The sequence below is a fragment of the Thalassotalea sp. 1_MG-2023 genome (assembly GCF_030546745.1).
Lineage (GTDB): Bacteria > Pseudomonadota > Gammaproteobacteria > Enterobacterales > Alteromonadaceae > Thalassotalea_C.
The window spans coordinates 1-18,463 of the sequence record NZ_JAUOPD010000040.1 but is presented as its reverse complement, the minus strand read 5'-3'; the positions used below and the strand labels follow the sequence as shown (position 1 = coordinate 18,463).

Annotated in this window: 18 protein-coding genes; 11 read left to right on the top strand and 7 right to left on the bottom strand. The window is 38.6% G+C overall.

Annotated elements, in window-relative coordinates; translation table 11 throughout:
* Window positions 1-72: 72 nt before the first annotated feature.
* Window positions 73-1,158: a c-type cytochrome gene (locus Q4489_RS17625; protein ID WP_303483097.1), complete on the bottom strand. Its 1,086-nt coding sequence runs from the start codon at window positions 1,156-1,158 to the stop codon at window positions 73-75.
* Window positions 1,159-1,483: 325 nt separating this feature from the next.
* Here Q4489_RS17625 and Q4489_RS17620 point away from each other — a divergent pair, with 325 nt between their 5' ends.
* Window positions 1,484-2,416 (top strand): M14 family metallocarboxypeptidase, encoded by a 933-nt coding sequence (locus tag Q4489_RS17620; protein WP_303483094.1) that lies wholly within the window; start codon window positions 1,484-1,486, stop codon window positions 2,414-2,416.
* A 31-nt stretch (window positions 2,417-2,447) separates the two neighbouring features.
* Window positions 2,448-3,020 carry an elongation factor P-like protein YeiP gene (gene yeiP / locus Q4489_RS17615; protein WP_303483091.1) on the top strand — a complete coding sequence of 191 codons (573 nt, stop codon included), beginning with the start codon at window positions 2,448-2,450 and terminating at the stop codon, window positions 3,018-3,020.
* Window positions 3,021-3,105: 85 nt separating this feature from the next.
* On the opposite strand, the gene Q4489_RS17610 is transcribed toward yeiP, so the two are convergent.
* Window positions 3,106-3,630 carry a hypothetical protein gene (locus Q4489_RS17610; protein ID WP_303483088.1) on the bottom strand — a complete coding sequence of 175 codons (525 nt, stop codon included), beginning with the start codon at window positions 3,628-3,630 and terminating at the stop codon, window positions 3,106-3,108.
* A gap of 20 nt (window positions 3,631-3,650) precedes the next feature.
* The gene (locus tag Q4489_RS17605; protein ID WP_303483085.1) at window positions 3,651-6,188 is read right to left on the bottom strand and encodes an ExeM/NucH family extracellular endonuclease; all 2,538 of its coding nucleotides are present in this window, start codon (window positions 6,186-6,188) and stop codon (window positions 3,651-3,653) included.
* 264 nt (window positions 6,189-6,452) lie between these two features.
* On the opposite strand from Q4489_RS17605, the gene Q4489_RS17600 reads away from it, so the two are divergent.
* The 4 genes from Q4489_RS17600 (at window position 6,453) to raiA (ending at window position 9,122) form a co-directional block, all read left to right on the top strand.
* Window positions 6,453-7,400 carry a DUF808 domain-containing protein gene (locus tag Q4489_RS17600; protein ID WP_303483083.1) on the top strand — a complete coding sequence of 316 codons (948 nt, stop codon included), beginning with the start codon at window positions 6,453-6,455 and terminating at the stop codon, window positions 7,398-7,400.
* Between the two features lie 32 nt (window positions 7,401-7,432).
* Window positions 7,433-8,269: an HDOD domain-containing protein gene (locus Q4489_RS17595; RefSeq protein ID WP_303483080.1), complete on the top strand. Its 837-nt coding sequence runs from the start codon at window positions 7,433-7,435 to the stop codon at window positions 8,267-8,269.
* A gap of 225 nt (window positions 8,270-8,494) precedes the next feature.
* Window positions 8,495-8,668, top strand: coding sequence for a DUF3545 family protein (locus Q4489_RS17590; protein WP_303483077.1), 174 nt, complete (start codon window positions 8,495-8,497; stop codon window positions 8,666-8,668).
* Window positions 8,669-8,786: 118 nt separating this feature from the next.
* On the top strand, window positions 8,787-9,122 hold the full coding sequence (gene raiA, locus Q4489_RS17585; protein WP_303483074.1) for a ribosome-associated translation inhibitor RaiA: 336 nt from the start codon (window positions 8,787-8,789) through the stop codon (window positions 9,120-9,122).
* 43 nt (window positions 9,123-9,165) lie between these two features.
* Here raiA and Q4489_RS17580 read toward each other — a convergent pair whose 3' ends face one another.
* From Q4489_RS17580 to Q4489_RS17570, 3 genes are all read right to left on the bottom strand, one after another.
* Window positions 9,166-10,089: a histone deacetylase family protein gene (locus Q4489_RS17580; protein WP_303483071.1), complete on the bottom strand. Its 924-nt coding sequence runs from the start codon at window positions 10,087-10,089 to the stop codon at window positions 9,166-9,168.
* Entirely contained in the window at window positions 10,086-11,954 is a 1,869-nt protein-coding gene (locus Q4489_RS17575; RefSeq protein ID WP_303483068.1) for a GNAT family N-acetyltransferase, read from the bottom strand. The genes Q4489_RS17580 and Q4489_RS17575 overlap by 4 nt, the downstream gene beginning before the upstream one ends.
* 216 nt (window positions 11,955-12,170) lie before the next feature.
* A complete protein-coding gene (locus Q4489_RS17570; protein ID WP_303483065.1) occupies window positions 12,171-12,386 on the bottom strand; it encodes a dodecin in 216 nt (71 codons plus the stop codon).
* Window positions 12,387-12,547: 161 nt separating this feature from the next.
* Here Q4489_RS17570 and Q4489_RS17565 point away from each other — a divergent pair, with 161 nt between their 5' ends.
* From Q4489_RS17565 to Q4489_RS17545, 5 genes are all read left to right on the top strand, one after another.
* Window positions 12,548-13,636, top strand: a complete 1,089-nt coding sequence (locus tag Q4489_RS17565; protein ID WP_303483063.1) for a ketoacyl-ACP synthase III — start codon at window positions 12,548-12,550, stop codon at window positions 13,634-13,636.
* A gap of 76 nt (window positions 13,637-13,712) precedes the next feature.
* Window positions 13,713-14,351 carry a GNAT family N-acetyltransferase gene (locus Q4489_RS17560; protein ID WP_303483062.1) on the top strand — a complete coding sequence of 213 codons (639 nt, stop codon included), beginning with the start codon at window positions 13,713-13,715 and terminating at the stop codon, window positions 14,349-14,351.
* Between the two features lie 898 nt (window positions 14,352-15,249).
* Window positions 15,250-15,678 carry a hypothetical protein gene (locus tag Q4489_RS17555; protein ID WP_303483061.1) on the top strand — a complete coding sequence of 143 codons (429 nt, stop codon included), beginning with the start codon at window positions 15,250-15,252 and terminating at the stop codon, window positions 15,676-15,678.
* 117 nt (window positions 15,679-15,795) lie between these two features.
* The gene (locus Q4489_RS17550; RefSeq protein WP_303483059.1) at window positions 15,796-16,239 is read left to right on the top strand and encodes a hypothetical protein; all 444 of its coding nucleotides are present in this window, start codon (window positions 15,796-15,798) and stop codon (window positions 16,237-16,239) included.
* Window positions 16,240-16,350: 111 nt separating this feature from the next.
* Window positions 16,351-17,010 carry a restriction endonuclease gene (locus tag Q4489_RS17545; protein WP_303483056.1) on the top strand — a complete coding sequence of 220 codons (660 nt, stop codon included), beginning with the start codon at window positions 16,351-16,353 and terminating at the stop codon, window positions 17,008-17,010.
* 28 nt (window positions 17,011-17,038) lie between these two features.
* Here Q4489_RS17545 and Q4489_RS17540 read toward each other — a convergent pair whose 3' ends face one another.
* Window positions 17,039-18,307, bottom strand: a complete 1,269-nt coding sequence (locus Q4489_RS17540; RefSeq protein ID WP_303483053.1) for an IS110 family transposase — start codon at window positions 18,305-18,307, stop codon at window positions 17,039-17,041.
* Window positions 18,308-18,463 lie beyond the last annotated feature (156 nt).

The window sequence follows — 18,463 nt, the reverse complement described above, 5'->3', positions numbered from 1 at the left end:
CACATTAATCGCAATGCCTTGTCTAAATACCAATTAACTGCTGCAAAAATAAACGCGAAAGATCAACAGACCCTAATCAAGATTGGTTAAATCACCGCGAGTGACGGGAAACCCAAGATGCATCCAACCAAAAATTCCTTCCCATAAAACCGCTGTTTTTGTAAAGCCTTTATTTCGCAATTTATTTACCACATGATCAGCAGCAGCACGAGGGCAAGAACAATAAGCAACGATTTGAACGTCAGTAGGGATATCAGCAATCATGGTATCAAGATCTGCATAATAAGGTAATGGTACTGAACCTTTAATATGTGCAGTTTGCCAAACCGAGGTAACTCGAGTGTCAAATAAAACCATCTTCTGCTTTTTCTCTAATGCGTTATGTAAATCTTTTGCCATGACATATTGATCATCTTTTAACGTAAAGTTCGGGTGTTCACCATCAGGGTTTACAACATATTCCGCAGGCGTTGGTAACTGTTTTAATACGGGTTTGTTATCTTGCCAACCACTGGCTTTACTTCGTAAAAAAGCGGTAATATCGTTAATGGCCTTTTCTGATAACACGCCTTGATATGCTTTCATCGGTGTATTTTGTCTGCCATGTCGAATGGCGTAACGAATAAATTCATCGGTATTATGGGCCAACGCAGAGGGGTTGCCTAAAGCGGGTGCCGTAATTCCTTCACCATTTGCGCCATGGCAGGTTGCACATTCTTTTTGGTAGTGTTTTTCACCTTGTTTGATATCACCATGAACAGGGTTTGTAGACAACTTAACGCGATCAACGCCTGCTTGTTCAAATAACCAATAGGTTAGATCCCACGTTTCTTCTAATGTCATTGGGCCGCCGACTTCATCTAAATAACCACCCATCGGTGTACCGGTACGTCCATACGACATTGGCCTTAAAATGGCGTGAGGTACACCTGATTGAAATAAACTGGCACTTTTTAAAGAAGGGGCGTGGTCATTAACATGGCCTTGCCTATCTTTTCCGTGACAAAGGGCACAAAATTGCAGATAGTTTTGTTCGGCAACCTCTGCTTGTTTGGGAGTTAATTTTCTGGGAGGGTCTATTGTTTCATACTCTTGAGCAATGATTGCTTTATTTTGCATTGCTGCCAGTGCGAGAACAAATAATATTCGCGTCAACATAATGTAAAAATCCTTTTGATTGATTGTTTTAGTGTAGCGCGCTATTTAGCTCAATATAAGTAGGGCCTGTTGATCTTTCGAGATTAAATTTTGTTCGAGCTAAACGCTTTTTGTTCTAGGCGTGAGCAATGCCTTGTCTAAATACCCATAAACTGCTGCAAAAATATACGCGAAAGATCAACTAACCCTAATATTACCGTAATTTAGTGGAGGTGTATCGTTTGGTAAATGTAACAAAAATATATCGATTATCTGTTGAGTAGGGATGAATAATACATGGCTTTCGGTATAATCTTGTTAACGCACGAATAATACAGATTTACCTATGCAAAAAGAACAAGACTACCCCATTGGAAAGCCAGGCATTAAATGGGGGCCAGAAGAAATAGCTCAGTGGCATGAAAAACAAGTAGTAAAACGTAGTTATCAGCAAGAAGTCGTCAGTAAAGTAAATACATTAACTGATCATTTTACCATAAAACAATATGGTGCATTATCTTATGACGAACAAGCGTACCCTTTATTAGCGTTAGTTTCTCATACTTTTAATGCGAATAAACCCACAGTATTAGTGACTGGTGGTGTACATGGCTACGAAACAAGTGGTGTGCATGGTGCTTTATTGTTTGCAGAAAAATATGCAGATAATTTTCATGAACAAGTAAATTTTATTATTATTCCTTGTGTCAGCCCTTGGGGCTATGAAACGATTAATCGTTGGAACCCTTTGGCAATCGACCCTAATCGCTCTTTTTACCCACAAAGCCCTGCGCAAGAGTCTGCGAAATTAATGGCGTTTATTGAAGAGATGGGCGTAGAGTTGCTTGCGCATTTTGATCTACACGAAACCACAGATACTGACAATTCAGAGTTTAGGCCTGCGCTTGCTGCTAGAGACGCTACAGTTCATGATAACTGGAATATCCCTGACGGCTTTTATCTTGTTGCAAATACTGCTAAACCTCAAACTGCTTTTCAAAAAGCGATTATTGATGCGGTTGCGAAAATAACGCATATTGCTCCAGCTGATGATGAAAATAGATTAATTGGCGAGACGATAGAACAGTTCGGAGTAATCAACTATGACGCTAGACCACTTGGTTTGTGTATGGGCTTTAGTGACGCAAAATTTGTAACCACAACAGAAGTTTATCCAGACAGCCCTAAGGTTGATACTGATAATTGTAATTTAGCACAAGCAACGGTGATTAATGCTGGTTTGGCATATATTCTCGCTAACAATAGTCATAATGATTAATAAAAGTTTGTTTAACATTTAAGGAAATAACATGCCAAAGGCAAGTGATGTAAAGAAAAACCAAGCTATTGAGCACAATGGCGGTGTATTTATCATAAAAGATATTGAACGTTCAGTGCCTCAAGGGCGAGCTGGCGGAAGTTTGTATCGTATGCGTATGTATGATGTTGTGTCTGGCGGTAAAGTAGATGAAACGTTTAAAGATTCAGACATGCTAAACTATGCAGACTTAATTCGACGCCCAGTTATGTTTTCTTATATTGATGGTGAAGAATATGTGTTCATGGATAATGAAGACTATACACCTTTTAACATCAACAAAGCATCTATAGCAGACGAAGTACTGTTTATTAATGAGTCTACACAAGGTGTTCAGGTAATTTTAGTTGATGGTTCTCCGGTAGGTATCGATTTACCATCGAGCGTAGAGTTAGCCGTATTAGAAACAGACCCTTCTATTAAAGGCGCTTCAGCAACATCAAGAACAAAGCCAGCGACGCTTTCTACAGGGTTAATTATTCAGGTGCCTGAACATATTTCAACCGGCGATGTTGTAAAAATTAACACCGATGAGAAAAAGTTTATGGGGCGTGGTGACAAATAATTCACCCTTTTAGCATGGCTATTTAAACGGATAAATGAAAAATCCCTGTTAACGTGTTAACAGGGATTTTTTTATCAAAGACTTTTTAAGCGTTATAATTTTTTCTATAAAATAAAGCAAATAAGCTTAGTAATATTAAAACGCCAGTAGCAGGTTCATTAATTTGACTGATAAGTTCTACGCCGTTGATGTCAAATTGTCTAATTTCGGCGATATTAAATGAAGCAGTAATATCAGCAAGTGCTTTAAATTCTGCTACACCTAAGGTAAAAGAAGTTGAAGGAACTTCTGTCGCATCAAACCACCAAACAGCGATTGATAGTACATCTGGCTGGCTTAAATAAACGTCGGTAAATAATGGGCCAAATGCCGGAAAGGCTGGTGTCATCATTTCAGAATCAAAAACGAAATTATCAAATGATAACAAGCTATTATCAAAAGCTATGTCAACTTCAAAGGTAGCCATTTCAGGAGCAACTTGTTCAACAGCAATGTTTAACAGTACCGTATCATCTGTAGCGTAATTCGCTTCGTCGGTGTTTAACGTTATGATGTTGGCGTTAACGTTTGTTGCCACAAATAAGCAGATAATCATCAATAAATTTTTCATGTTTTTTCCTTAATTAAATATTATTCAGTAGCGCAGCGAGTACGAGTACATAACTGCATGTAACCGCGAACATCACGGCGATCAAGTTGTTTATCGTTATTAAAGTCGTACGCTAAATCTGTTAATTCGTTTGATGCAGCTAATCTTAAGAACAGCGTTATATCTTGGGTGTCGACATCAGCGTCCTGATCTAAGTCACCAAAAATGTCGTTTTGTGATAACGAAATTTCAACAATGATTGGGTCGTGATCTGATGAGCGAAAAGCATCAGGAGCATAAAATTTTGCATGATGTGTCGCATTTTGGTATTGCATGCTGTAATCAAGTACGCGCGGCTCATCGGCGTTTATAGGCCAGGTAATTACATCTACCACATGCTGTGCTAAAGCTTGGTTAGCTAATGCGTGATCTAATTGACCGAGTTGCCCATTAAAAATATAGCTATAGGCATTGGTTTTATTTAAGGTCGAAAATAAATCATCGAAGCCGGCATTTGCTAATGCAACAATGGGATCTTCTTTTAAATAAGCATTTAAATCGCCGATAACTAGGGTAGGTTGCCCACCATATTCTTTATTGAGAAATAGGCCAAGGGCTTGAGCAGCACGAGTTCGCGTTAAGTTACAATTACCTTGTCCATCATTATTATCATAATCACCAAGGCTGTTACAGCTGCTGCCTTTTGATTTGAAATGATTCACTGCGATGACAACGGATTGCGCTGAATCTTGGTGTTTAAATTTCTGCGTAATTACCGGTCTATTTTTGCTTGATAAAAATAGCACTTGACCATTTTCATCTGTAGCAGAATTTTGGCTATTTAATACTTTAGCTGACTCGATAGGTGTCACAGAATTTGTTTTATAAAGCATACCAACGGCTATTTCATCAGTTCCCATTTGATTTTCAGCTGGTGCAATAAAGTGATAAACGTTTTCATTAAAGTGATCGTTTAACCCTTGAGTGAGATCTGCAATCGCGGAATGTTGGTCATAGCCATCATTTTCAATTTCCATCAATCCGATAACATCTGCATCAATAGCTGCAATTGCTGCAATAATTTTGTTGCGCTGACGCACAAATTCGGCTTCGGTCATCGCTCCTCGAGCTGTAGGGAAGCCATCACCTAAACCGTTACCGTTGAAGTAATTAAGTACATTAAAACTTGCAACTCTTAAATTACCTAAGGTGGATAAATTAGGGACTAATTGACGTGCATTTGTCGTTATTGTCGCAACTGGTGATGTTTGTAGGATTTGGTATTGATTAAAATGAAATGACAATATACCGGTAAGTGTTGGTATGGTATCGCCACTTCTTAATGAGTTGATGGCACTTAGCTCTGGCGTTGGCGCGGGCAGCATTTCAGGGTTTTGTGCTGTTTCACCGTCATCAACCATAATAGATTTTTCAGCGTTTTCTAGTGCTAACTGATTAGCTGAAACGCCAGGTTCTGTCACTTGCGTTGGAGTGTATAAGCGTTCAGAGGCAACCTCGAACTGACCATATCGGCCGTAGTTGTAAGTGTCTGTAACGATGCTGTTTTCTACTGTTACTCGCATACCTTCAAGTGCTTCACGTTGGGTTGCGTTTAAAGGTAGAGTAATGTGCTTCGCAGTTGGTAAACTTACGGCTGTTTGACACACATGTAGTTCAGTTACCGTCGCAAGTTGAGTTAAATCGTTATATTCACTCACGCTTGCTTGTAAACGAATTTTATCACCTACTGTTACAGTATCTGCTTGGTGATATACAAATATGCCTTCTGAAGTCATGGCATTATTATCAGTATCAAGGTCAGCACTTTGGATGAAAAAGCCTTTATAGCCAGTATGCTGTAGAGAGTGTGTGACAATACCTTCTGTCCAAACCGTCTCTCCTGATAATGGGGTGCTGTTAGAACTGCCTTGGATATTGGCTATGCTAGTATATGAATCACCACAGGTGCCAGTTGCTGGCGTGTCTCCATCTCCGTTGTCGCCATCTCCGGGGTCGCCGTTATCACTTGAGCCGTCAAATTGGTGAGAGCCTAATGAATCAAGCGTATTTTTAGCAAAACCTATCCATTGATCAGCGGGATTAAACTCATCATTTGGGTTTGTATCGCCACTGCTGACAAAAGATTTACGAACTAAGGTATTATCTTTTGTACTTGTTAATGAATTGCCCCATTCACTGCCAGGGTCTTGGCCAACTTTTCCTATTGAATCGACAACAACATTTGCTTTTTTAAGCACGATTGCGTCATCACCGTTAAACAATAAGCTTCCTGTGGAAAGTTGCGTTGTAACACTGTTATCAATATCACGGTGTGCAATGACAAAGGTGCTCTTGGCGGCAATTGTGCCATTTAAATTTATCGTGTTTCCAGCTGTGCTATTGCCGTTAAAGTACAAGGCTAATTGATATTGAGATAAGTCGACGGTTTGATCGCTGGTATTGAATAATTCAACCGCTTTGTTGTAACTGCTTCCCTCAACGTATTCTGAAATTATGATATCTGCTGATGCTGTAGTGCTGAGCAATGCAGATAAGGTTAATAAAGGTATTTTTTTCATGTTTTTTTGGCCGTTATCAAGTAAATAAAAGTGAATAGCTTATAAAAGCTGACCAAATGGTAAGTGTATTAAGTTAAGGATTTGTTAATGATGTATGTAGCCTTTATGAAGTCTACATGTCATTTTTATGAATGATGCGGTTTAGTTATTAATGTTTTAAATGTAATGCATTGTTTATCTTAATGATAACGACACAAAACGTTTGCAACGTTAAAATTCATGATACAGTTAACTATTATTACTAACTGAAGACTAGGAATAAAAGTGCCTGGGGTAAATTTACTTGCGTTAATCGATGATATCGCCACCGTTTTAGATGATGTTGCGGTACTATCAAAGGTCGCCGCCAAGAAAACAGCGGGTGTGCTTGGTGATGATCTTGCGCTTAATGCTCAGCAAGTGTCTGGGGTAAAAGCACAACGAGAGTTACCAGTGGTTTGGGCCGTCACGAAAGGTTCATTCATTAATAAATTAATTTTAGTACCAGCCGCCTTACTTATCAGTGCTGTTTATCCGCCTTTAATTACTATTTTGATGGTGCTTGGTGGTCTTTACTTATGCTTTGAAGGTGCGGAAAAAGTCACACATAAATTTTTGCAAAGCAAAGAGGATAAAGCAAAACATCATCAAGAGGTACTTGAAAAACTCACGCAAAATAACGTTGATTTGGTGCAATTAGAACAAGATAAAATTAAAGGCGCTATAAGAACCGACTTTATTTTATCGGCAGAAATTGTCGTTATTGTGCTGGGCTCAGTTAAAGAAGCAAGTTTTGAAACACAGATAGCAGTGTTAAGTGGATTAGCCATAGCGTTTACTGTTGGTGTATATGGCTTAGTGGCTGGAATTGTCAAATTAGATGATTTAGGCCTATATCTATTGAAAAAATCGAAATCAGGCCATTTTAATCAACTACAACGAGCTTGCGGGCGAGGTTTGTTAATATTTGCTCCCATGCTGATGAAAATGTTGTCAGTGGTAGGCACCTTAGCGATGTTCCTTGTTGGCGGTGGCATACTTGTTCATAGCCTTGCTTTTTTACATCATAGTTCTGCAAGTGTTACTGAACAGATAACTGCTTTGTTCGGGAATACTTGGGCAACAATGGCTAGTGTAGTGCATGATGGTGTAATCGGTTTAATCGCAGGGTTAATAATATTGGCGCTTATAACAATTTATGCCAAAATCATTGGTAAACAAGAACAAAATTAGCTTTTCTTACTAGCGGTGTTTCAGGGGGAAATATGAGAACGAGTATTGAGCAATATGTGGCACAAGCGCAAGAGCTATGTGTGTTACCAGATGTTTATTTGACGCTAAAAAGGCTCATCGCTGATGAAAGCTCAACGTTAGATGATATTGCTCAAGTCTTGTCACTTGAACCGGCAATCGCATCAAAATTATTAAAAATTGCCAATAGCCCGATGTTTGGCTTTCCTAGCGAAGTTGTGTCAATTGATCGTGCATTAATGATATTAGGCATTAAAGAAGTAGAAAACTTAATTGACGCATATGGTGTAACAGCGGCGTTTTCTGGCATTGATCCAAATGTTGCTGATATGGATAGGTTTTGGGAAATCAGCGTTGATTGTGCATTGTTAACTCAGTTTTTTGCTAAACAACTTAAAATGCCTAGTGAAAAAAGCTTATTTCTATCAGGGTTATTTCATAATATAGGTGCGTTAGTTTTAGTGCATTTAGCACCGAAACAGGTTAAATATAGCGAAGGTTATCATAAAGGTGAAACGCCTTGGGAGCGACAAAAAGATGTGTTGGGTTTTACTTATTCACAGTTAAGCGCAGCGTTACTTACGTCTTGGCAGTTACCGTCAGTAATCGTTGATCCTATTGCGCAGTATGTTGATGCCTATCAAAATGAATTATCACATGAAGCAAGCTTATTATTTATAACCACACGTTTAGCGTTAATTAATTCGCATCCAGGCATGTATGCAAAGAAAACATTTTTAGGAAATCATCTTTTGCAAGAGCTTGGTTTGACGCCGCAAGATGTTGATTCTAGTTTACAATATTGTAACCAACAAGGTGTGGAAATTTTATCGGTGTTAGGTCATATTTAATCAGGGTCTGTTGAATATTCGAGAGTAAATTTTGTTCGAACTAAATGCTGTTTGTTCAAGGCGTGGGCAATGTATTGTCTAAATACCCATAAACTGCTGCAAAAATAAACGCGAAAAATCAACAGACACTAAGTTTTATCGTCATTTAACTGTCATGTTTCTTTCAAAAAATGGTCATAAATTCTGTTTACATTGAAGCCAGTTATTACAAGCTGGATAAACAAAATGAATACATCAGATTATAGAGACTTTGACAATGTAGAGTTCGACGAATTAGACGTTCACGAAGTAAAAGCTAAAGTAAAAACACGCAAGCGAAAATGGCGAGAAATCGAAAACATTAAGGAAGTTCGTAGGTTACGTAAGGAATTAGCACAATATGATAGCTATGAATTTTAATCATATGTGTGCTTAAAAATTATTTTTGCATTTTACTATTGTTTTTTATTTTATTGCCCAGAGGTATATAAGTAGAGAACATTTTCTCTGTTTCTTTTTTCAATGAAGAGGGTGTAAAATGAAAATAACAGTTTCAGGTCATCATGTAAAAATTACCCAAGCAATCAAACAAGCAATTGAGAATAAATTAACAAAAGTCGCTAATCACTTTCCAGATCTCATAGCGATAGAATCAGTGGTTAAAGTTGAGCCAAATCAGCAACAAATTGAAGTGATCACCCAATATGAAGGACAGAAAATATCTGTTAGAGCGGCAAGCAAAGAGTTATATAAAGCGATTGCAGAAGCAGCTAAAAAGCTTGAAGCGGCATTAAAACACCGTAAAGGTTCGTTACAGAAGAAACAACACAAAAAGTATCGAGTACCTCAGTCAGATATGTTCCAACCAAGTTAATTTGAAATGCCGCATTTAATGCGGCATTTTACTTTTTAACGGTTTAGTTTCCAATTAATCCGTTAATATGGGCAACCGCACAGCGTCCTAAAGCACTTAATGCGTAACCACCTTCAAGGGCCGAAACCATTCGGCCTTTAGCATAGGTATCAGCAATCGTTTTTATTTCTTCTGTAACCCAACGGTAGTCATCTTCTGTTAAGCTAATTTGTGACATTTCGTCTTCAATATGTGCATCAAATCCAGCAGATATAAAGATGAATTCCGGTTTAAAGGTATGTAAATGTACTAGCCACTTATCTTTGATAGCTTGCCTAAATTCAGGCCCTTTCGTCGTGGGAGGAAGTGGGGTATTAATAATGGGGGGAGTATTACTCTCTTGCATTTTAAAAGGATAAAAAGGGTATTGATAACTAGAGCAAAAGAGTATTCCTGATTTATCTTTAATGATATTTTCAGTGCCGTTGCCATGGTGAACATCAATATCGAGAATGGCTACTCGTTTAATTCCATATTGCTTTTTTACGTATTCTGCCGCAATGGCAATATTATTAAAAATACAAAACCCCATGGCTTTGTCACGCTCAGCATGGTGACCAGGCGGACGGGTCAGGCAAAAAGCAGAAGACAAGGTTTCATTCATCACTAAATCAACAGCATCTTTAATTGCTCCTGCTGAATAACGTGCGGCCGTTAGCGTATTGGCATTCATAGCAGTATCGTCATCTAAACGAAAAAGCCCTTCGCTAGGTGCGTTGTTATAGATATAGTCGACATAGTGTTTATCATGGGCGAGTAATAGTAACGATTTGTCTATAGGGGTTGCGTCAAACTGTTTGATCACATATTCAAGGCCGCTTCTGATCAACTGATCTTGAATCGCATCAATACGAGCTGGAGATTCAGGATGATATTCCCCCATCATATGGCCGTTACAGCGGTGATGGCCAATAATTCCTACAGTCATGTGGTTTCCTTTGCGCTAGATACTGGTTCTTCTAGCGTTAAGCTAAGCGAAACTTCGTCGAAATCTTCTGAATATCCTCTGATAAATCCAACATTTTCGAATACTTTTAGCATTGCAGCGTTATCTCGTCTTACGCAGGCGATTAACGACGATAATTTTCGTTTTTTAGCAATCTTTATCATTTGCAATAATAAGGTTGTTGCCATGCCTTTACTGCGCTGTGTTTCACGAATAACAAAAGCAACTTCTGCTGAATTTGTTGCTTCAATAAAATAGTAACGGCCAACCGCTTGTATCACTTCACCTAAGTGATCACGTTGGGTAAAGCACAAGGCTAGATCTTTATGTTGATTAACACTAACAAGCTGACATGAATTTTCTCGTGTCATCTGAGTTAAATGATGGTTATAACGCATCATTAATGTTTCTTTAGTGTGCGAGTAAAAGAACTCTTGTAAGCGTCGCTCATCTGCGGGGCTTAATGGACGAAGGATAAAGCGTTCGCCACCTAAGGTGAACTTCTTCAATTCAACAGCCCCTAATTCAGGAACAGAAGTAGGGGTGTTATCTTGATATGTTGGCACCCAATAATGCTTTCGAACCTGTTTTAATAAATTGTCTCTAAATTTAGGGTGGGCAATACGAATAAGTTCTAAGGCACGTTCTCTTATGCTTTTACCGATTAAATTTGCAATACCAAACTCAGTAACCACATAACCTACATGGCCTCTTGAGGTAACAACGCCGCCGCCTTCGGTTATATGGGGAACAATACGAGAAATATTGCCGTCTTTTGTTGTTGAAGGTAGAACAATAACGGGTTTACCACCTTTACTTAGCCAAGCACCACGTACAAAGTCTACTTGACCGCCAATACCACTATAAAACTGATGGCCAATAGAATCAGAAACGACTTGTCCTGTAAGGTCAACTTCTATGGCACTATTTATTGATACCATATTGTCGTTTTTCGCAATGTTTACTGGCGAATTAACATGTTCAGAAGGGTAGAATTCAACGTGTTGGTTTTTATCAACGAAGTCATATAATCGTTGAGTGCCGATACAGAAGGTGGTTACCGTTTTGCCTTTATGGAAGGTTTTTCGACGGTTGTTGATCACGCCGCTTTTCATAAGGTCGATGATACCGTCTGAAATCATTTCACTGTGAACGCCCAAATCTTTATGATTAATTAAGTACTTCAGCACCGCACTAGGAATTTTACCAATACCTATTTGTATTGTTGCGCCATTTTCTACAAGCATTGCAGCATATTGGCCGATGCGCTCACTGATTTGATCAATTTGTTGATCTGGAATTTCAGGTAAACGTTGTTTGGCATGTAACCAAGCGTGAATTTGATTGACGTGAATAAAACTATGACCGTTAGTGCAGGGCATATGAGGATTAACTTGTGCAATGACAACATTAGCTGATTTTACCGCTGATGCTACTACATCAACGCTAACCCCTAATGAACAATAGCCATATTCATCTGGAGGGCTAACCATGACTAATGCTGCGTCTAATGGCAAAATATTTTGTTTAAAAAGCGTTGGAATTTCTGAAATAAAGCATGGTGTATAATCGGCTCTTCCTTCGGCTACAGCCTCTCTGACATTGTTGCCACCGATAAACAACGTGTTAACTTTAAATAAGTCTTTATGTTCAGGCTTTGCCCAAACGTTGTCTGAAAACGTTAGAATATGAACCGTTTCAATATCATGTAATTGCGCGCTATTTTCGATTAAATTATCAATTAACGCATTTGGAACTGCGGCATTTGAACCGATGAAAATACGATGACCAGATTTTAAATAATCTTCCCATTGAACAGGAGTGCCAGCTTTATTTGTTAACTGCATGATAGTGCATCTTATGTTGATTATTTGGACCTAAACGTGGTTTGAGCGTTACCCAGTGATAACTGTCACTCTATCACTCAAACAAGTTAACTAGTGTAGTGCTTAGCGGTAGATATTAAAACAAATTTGTTGCTAATACTTTGATGTTGAACAATAAACCCTGTTGCTTTAACAGGTTGGAATTTAAAATAAAGCAACGGGTTTACTTAGGATATGTTAGCTGTTTTCAATTCTGAAACCTATTTTTAACGTCACTTGAAAGTGACCAACCTTGCCATCAACAATATGCCCCCGTGTTTCAACTACCTCAAACCAGTCCAAATGGTTAACAGACTTACTACACTCTGCAATCGCGTTCTGTATTGCATCTTCTATACTTGTTGTTGATGAACCGACTAGTTCCAATTTTTTATAAGTGTGATGGTTTGACATTATATTCTCCTTATTTATAAACAATGGTATTAATATAGTATAAGAATGCTGCTTTTGTTTATGGTGAGAAATTTCTCATAGACTTGCGCTTTATCACGCTATAGGATGATGGTAATAACTGGTACGAACAGTTAACCATTTTAAAAGGTATTAGGTGAAATATGACGTATGCTGCAATCAAGGGCTGGGGGAAATGCCTACCTCCTGCTACTTTAACCAACGATGACTTAGCCACTTTTTTAGATACAAGTGATCAGTGGATTACCACGCGTACAGGAATGAAAGAGCGTAGAATTTCTCATGTAACAGTAAGTGAGCTTGCTTATGTTGCTTGTGAGCAAGCACTGGCAACCGCTGGAAAAACTGCTGATGATGTTGACTTAATTGTTTTTGGTAGCACCACGTTTGATGAACTATGCCCAAATGCAGCGTCTAATGTACAACGCTTACTTGGTGCGAAACGTGCGGCATGTATGGATGTTAATACTGCCTGTACTAGCGGTATGTACAGTTTAACCACGGCAACTGCAATGATAAAAAGTGGCGTGGTTCGATCTGCATTAGTGATAGGTGCAGAGGTGATTTCACCAATTATGGAATGGGATAACCGTGATGTTGCGGTACTTTTTGGTGACGGTGCAGCCGCGCTATATTTAGAAGCTTCCGATGAAAAATCTGGCGTATTGGCAGAATCATTGGGGTGTTTTGGTGAGTCTCGAGACATACTAGCAGTGCAAGGCTGGGGCATGAAGTATGCGAATAAAGCACGCCAACTTGGTGATGCACATTGGAATTTTATAGGCCAAGAAATTTTTAAGAAAGCGGTAGCAGGTATGGCTCATGGCTGTGAAACAACCTTAAGTAAACTTAATTTAACCGCGCAAGATATTTCATTAGTTGTACCTCATCAAGCCAACCTTCGGATTATTGATTCATTAGCCAAAAAACTAGCACTACCAACAGATAAAGTGTTCGTTAACATTGAAAAGTACGGCAATATGTCTGCGGCAACGGTATTGGTTGCTTTTGTTGAAGCAATAGAGCAAGGCTTAGTTACTGACAATAGCCATGTGCTTTTACCGGCATTCGGTGGAGGATTAACTTGGAGTGCTCATGTGCTGTACTTTTCAAAAGCACTTAAATCTAAAGGGAAATCAGCGGTAACATTGCCTTCAACCGCACAAAGCGGCCTAGAATTAGTACAAAATCTTATACGTGCTAAAGCGAGTGACCCCCTCAATAAAACGTGATGTTGAGGGTTGCATATTTGATTTATCTTTTAATTTACTGCTATTGTTTAGAAAAACAACAATAAGAGGTTCGTAAATGTCCCAAGTAGTCACTAACGCAACAAAAGACGATATCAGAGCAGCATATTTAACCGCTGAAGAACTGAAGTTAGCAGTATCGTTGTTGTATCAGTCTTATCATGATGATCCTGTATTTTTAGAAATATTTAATGCTGAAAAAAGTGATTATGAACAACGGCTACGTTCTTCAATTCGCGAAGAGTTAAATGCTTTTTGGCAAGCTAAACAACCTATTGTTGGCCTTTATTTAGGTGAAACCTTGGTAGGTGTTGCTTGTTTAAATAGTCGACATGATGGTGTTACAGCCGAAAGGTTTTGGCACTGGCGGCTAAAAATGCTGTTAGGTGCTGGTTATTTCAGCACAAAGCAAATGATTGAAAAAGAAGAAACCGTTATGGCTGCAGTACCCATGACAAATTTTCATGTATTGTCATTTATTGCTATTCACCCATTACATCAACACCATGGTTTTGGTCATTATTTAATGGCTGCGGTTAATACGCTGTTAGAAGATTATCCAGAAAGTGAAGGTGTGGCTGTTTATGCGACAAATGAGAAATATAAAGTATTTTTCAAAGATGTTGACTATGAATTTATTAAAGAAGTTACTGTTGGAAATGTGAGTGGCTCATTAATGGTACATTATCGCAAATAAACCTTTCAATTATTGAAAAGTAAATGAATAGGGCTGATGATAAAAACGTTTTGCGTTTTTCTTTTCAGCCTTTTTTTAGCACTTTACTTTTCCAATCTCATTAACTCATGATTAGGGTTAATCATTTCCTCTCTTGATCTATATAAACAACTTAACAGTTATTCAGCTATGCAACAGATATTCAAAAAGAGTTTAAAGTTTTAATTTTGAGCCCTGTTTTTACATACAGTTATTATTTATTCTTGTTTTTAACGAGAATACGAGAACTATTCTTGTATTTAACGTGAAAAACGAGAATTGAAAATACTATCTCGTTGATATAGTTGGGAAGAAGTGATAATTTGAATTTTTAATTTTATGAAAAAAGGAACTGTTCGTAGCGTTAGTTATGAGAATGGTTCTTATGAATAAGCTGTTATGTGAGCATCAGCTGGTGAAGAAGAATAAGCATAAGAAGAAAAAACCAAGGAATCGTAGGGGTTTTACAATACCTAAGCAGACTGTACTTCAAAGCTTAAACTCTGTTATTCCATCCAATAAACCCTCTTTCCGTGATATGGCTTATTTGGCTGTAGCTATCTTCGTATGTGTTTTCTTTTTGTACAATTTAATAGCCAAAGATGTCATTATAAGTAGAGGTGGTAATGATATTGACCCCTCTTCATTTTTTGCCGTTATTTATTACGTAACATTCTTGATTCCATTGCTTTATGTCATTCATGGTATTCTTCATTTAATAAAATATTATTTGAATATAAAGTAAGCACATAACAAACGGCTTCAGCGCGAAGCCCAACACTCCAGTTGCCTTGTGTTGGTTCACTGCGCTCCCAATTTAACACAAGGCAACTTCCGCATTGGGCTCGGCTGAGCCGGGCGTTATGCATCTTAGGAAAGTATGAGAATTTTCAGATATAAAAGGGAAGAAACTCTGGGAGCTTACAATTTTGGTCAGTACCAAATTTATGTGTGCATGCTCAGCAATACCAAAGGCGAATTATCTAAAGGGATTACGGTGTTGCCATCGGACAGCATCATTGAGTTTCCATTCCCTCTATCTGAATCAAGCGCACTTCAGCTTTCCAATTATTTATCTTCAGTTGGTGGCGGTGAAATCCCGAAAAATCACAAAGTAAAAGGTAGTTTGGCCAATCTCTTCACCGCAGCGTATTTCAAGTTTTCAAAAATCAAAGATGGTATGCTTAAGGGGCGTATATCCTTGGGCTTATTTGGGGCGACACGCACAGCATGGGTTACCGTCAATCCATCGTCAATGTTAGCCTGTTCGCAAGCAATCAATAAGCTATATGGTGCCAGCAATGCATAACAAGTTGCTCAATTTCACTCCGGCCACAAAAAGCGTGGCCTCCGCGGGACAGCCTACACTTTGTTTCGGCTGCCCCTTAGCAAAGCGTTATGTGCCAGTGCAAAAATGGAGTTAGCATTGAGTTTAAGTGTTCAATCAAAATTATTAATTAGCGCAGGATTGATTGCCTCAGCTTCTGCTATCTGGCATCTACTTTGTATTTTTGGTGGCCCTAGCTGGTTTGTGTTTGCTCGTGCACCTCAACAAATCATAGACTCTGCGGTTCAAGGTACTTTACTTGCTCCAATTGGCACTATAATCGTTGCAAGTTTAATGTTTGCATGTACTTTCTTTGCTTTTTCAGCGGTTGGTTTAATTCGCAAAGTACCTCTCCTAAAATCGGCTTTAATTACCATTGCAATACTTTGTACTTTACGGGGTTTAATTGCTATTCCAACATTTGTAACTTCTTCAGGTTTGGATATTTGGCAAATTGTAGCAAGCACAGTTTGGTTTTATGTTGGCATTTGTTTTGTCGCTGGTAGTATAGAACAAGATAAGCTCGGTAAATCAGGCACATAACAAGCATTTAAAGCGGGACTGCTAACAGTTTGCTCGGTTTCGCTTCGCTACACATTTTAGCAAACAATTATCAGCCCCTTAAATGGGCGTTAAGTTTCTAAAGGAGTTTGGGTGTCATCTTATAAGGAAGTTCCAAATTGGCGTCAATACGAATGGCTTATTTCAAAGATATTCCACGACAATCAATCTTCATTGAATACAAAAGTATTGCATGATACTCGTGTTGTAGGAGAGTATTCGGAACGTTCTAGACAAATAGATATATTAGTTGAAACACAAAGTTCAAAGACAATGATTGAGTGTAAGCATTACTCAACTCCTATTGATTTAAAAGCAGTAGAAGCTTTTCTAGCTATGCTTTCTGATGTAAAAGCAGACTACGGGGTTTTGATTTCTTCTAGTGGTTTCACAAAATCTGCAGAGAAAAGAATTACAGAGTTTGAAGGTCGAATTACTTTAGAACATATTGACTGGGAAAGTGCATATGAAAGCTCTTTTAATGAAATATCATATGGGCGCATGCAGGATGTTTGCAGTCATTGTTTAGTAAATTACGAATCAGGCAAAGCGGTACCTGGTTTACTTTGTTGGGAGCATGGTTTTGGCTTTGAAATCCAAGGGAAATTATCATCGTTTTCAATTGCTAAATGCTTAAAATGTAAATCACATACCGTATATTGTGATTCATGCGGTTGGGTTACAACTGCTGAGCATGATGAGCCATGCTGTGAGCTTCGTAACGAATTTGTGCGGTGTCATAACGAAACTTAACAACACGCCCTGAGGTGGACAGCAAGCTTTAAAACTTACTTTCCACCGCATATTTTAATAACGGCGACCCCTTTGATTTTAACGCCTCTAAGTACTTCGATTCATCATATGCTGTACATGTTTTCCAACACCGAAACAAAATTCTTATCCACTTAAAAGCCACTGCTCTGATTATCGTATTGTGCGGTTTTCCTTTCTCTTGCTGTTGCTTGTAATAGGCTTTTGCCCAAAAAGAATAACGCACTGATTGCCCCGCCCATTCTACAAAGGTTTGCCTTAAAAAGGTCGTGCATGAATAACGCCAATGTATCCATTTCTTCTTACCGCTTCGTTCTGTTACCGGTGCTATACCCGCATACTTTTGAATTTCTTCACATGATTGATAGCGCTCTCTATTTGAACCCATTGCCGCTAATAAACGAGGTGCCATTTGTGGGCCAGCACCAGGTAAACTATCAAAAATGAAGCGGTCTTTATGGGTTTTGTAAATGGTTTTTATCTCTATATCAAAGCGCTCAATAGCCAACATTAGTTGCTGGAGTTGAGCCGTTAAACATTCAACCAATAATAAATTAGGCGAGATAATGGCCTTGTCTGTTGTTAGTGGCTCTGCTTGCTTTATCGCTTCAATGCGCTTTTCATTCACAGATGGGTAACGTGAGTTATGTTGATTGAAGAAATCGACGAGTGTTTGTTTTCTTGCTCGCTTTACTTGCTCAAGTGATGGCCAACGTAGGATAAAGTCACAAAACACTTGGGTGTCTTTTTCTTTAAACCAATCAAGTACATGGGGATAGTAATTTTTAAGCGTGGTGGTGATTTTATTGGTTAAGTTAACGCGGTCTTGTACTAGTTTACGGCGATATTCTACCAGCTGAGTAAGGTACCTTACTTTTTCAGTGTCAGGCGTAATCACGCTTAATTTACTCATATGGTTTTCTAGTAATTCAACTTGAATGGCCGCATCTGTTGGGTCATCTTTAGCACCACTGTGGGTAAATGCTTTTCGATACTTTGCCACCGTCGATGGGTTGATGGTAAACAGAACGATGTGTTCAAATTTGCTTAAGGCATAAATAAGTGGTCCTTTCTTCAACTCACACGCCACCGCAACAGGTTGGCCTTTATATTTTTCTTTCAAGGACATAGCCCATGCGTTAATCGCGGTAGGTTTTGCTGAAATAATGGAAAGGTGTTGCTTATTCGTTTGTCTGTTTAGCTCACAAATATCATGCTTTTGGTCTGCCCAATCAATACCAATAAGGGCTGCAAAGTTTGAGATATGAAAGGCTTTCATTTTTGACCTCCAAAGCGTAAAGTTAACCATGGAATATGGATGTAGTATTGTTTCTCGCAGGTCTTATAGATAGTCGGTGAGACGGCAATCCCTGAGTATGCGTATTGAAACAAGTGACTTCTGTTGCTTCGAAAGTCTTGTTATAAGCATCGAATG

Coding starts and splice junctions, on each gene's coding strand:
- Q4489_RS17605 (WP_303483085.1), bottom strand. CDS start 6,188: ATGAAAAAAATACCTTTATTAACCTTATCTGCATTGCTCAGCACTACA.
- Q4489_RS17570 (WP_303483065.1), bottom strand. CDS start 12,386: ATGTCAAACCATCACACTTATAAAAAATTGGAACTAGTCGGTTCATCA.
- Q4489_RS17575 (WP_303483068.1), bottom strand. CDS start 11,954: ATGCAGTTAACAAATAAAGCTGGCACTCCTGTTCAATGGGAAGATTAT.
- yeiP (WP_303483091.1), top strand. CDS start 2,448: ATGCCAAAGGCAAGTGATGTAAAGAAAAACCAAGCTATTGAGCACAAT.
- Q4489_RS17540 (WP_303483053.1), bottom strand. CDS start 18,307: ATGAAAGCCTTTCATATCTCAAACTTTGCAGCCCTTATTGGTATTGAT.
- Q4489_RS17620 (WP_303483094.1), top strand. CDS start 1,484: ATGCAAAAAGAACAAGACTACCCCATTGGAAAGCCAGGCATTAAATGG.
- Q4489_RS17595 (WP_303483080.1), top strand. CDS start 7,433: ATGAGAACGAGTATTGAGCAATATGTGGCACAAGCGCAAGAGCTATGT.
- Q4489_RS17555 (WP_303483061.1), top strand. CDS start 15,250: ATGAGAATTTTCAGATATAAAAGGGAAGAAACTCTGGGAGCTTACAAT.
- Q4489_RS17590 (WP_303483077.1), top strand. CDS start 8,495: ATGAATACATCAGATTATAGAGACTTTGACAATGTAGAGTTCGACGAA.
- Q4489_RS17625 (WP_303483097.1), bottom strand. CDS start 1,158: ATGTTGACGCGAATATTATTTGTTCTCGCACTGGCAGCAATGCAAAAT.
- Q4489_RS17610 (WP_303483088.1), bottom strand. CDS start 3,630: ATGAAAAATTTATTGATGATTATCTGCTTATTTGTGGCAACAAACGTT.
- Q4489_RS17560 (WP_303483062.1), top strand. CDS start 13,713: ATGTCCCAAGTAGTCACTAACGCAACAAAAGACGATATCAGAGCAGCA.
- raiA (WP_303483074.1), top strand. CDS start 8,787: ATGAAAATAACAGTTTCAGGTCATCATGTAAAAATTACCCAAGCAATC.
- Q4489_RS17580 (WP_303483071.1), bottom strand. CDS start 10,089: ATGACTGTAGGAATTATTGGCCATCACCGCTGTAACGGCCATATGATG.
- Q4489_RS17565 (WP_303483063.1), top strand. CDS start 12,548: ATGACGTATGCTGCAATCAAGGGCTGGGGGAAATGCCTACCTCCTGCT.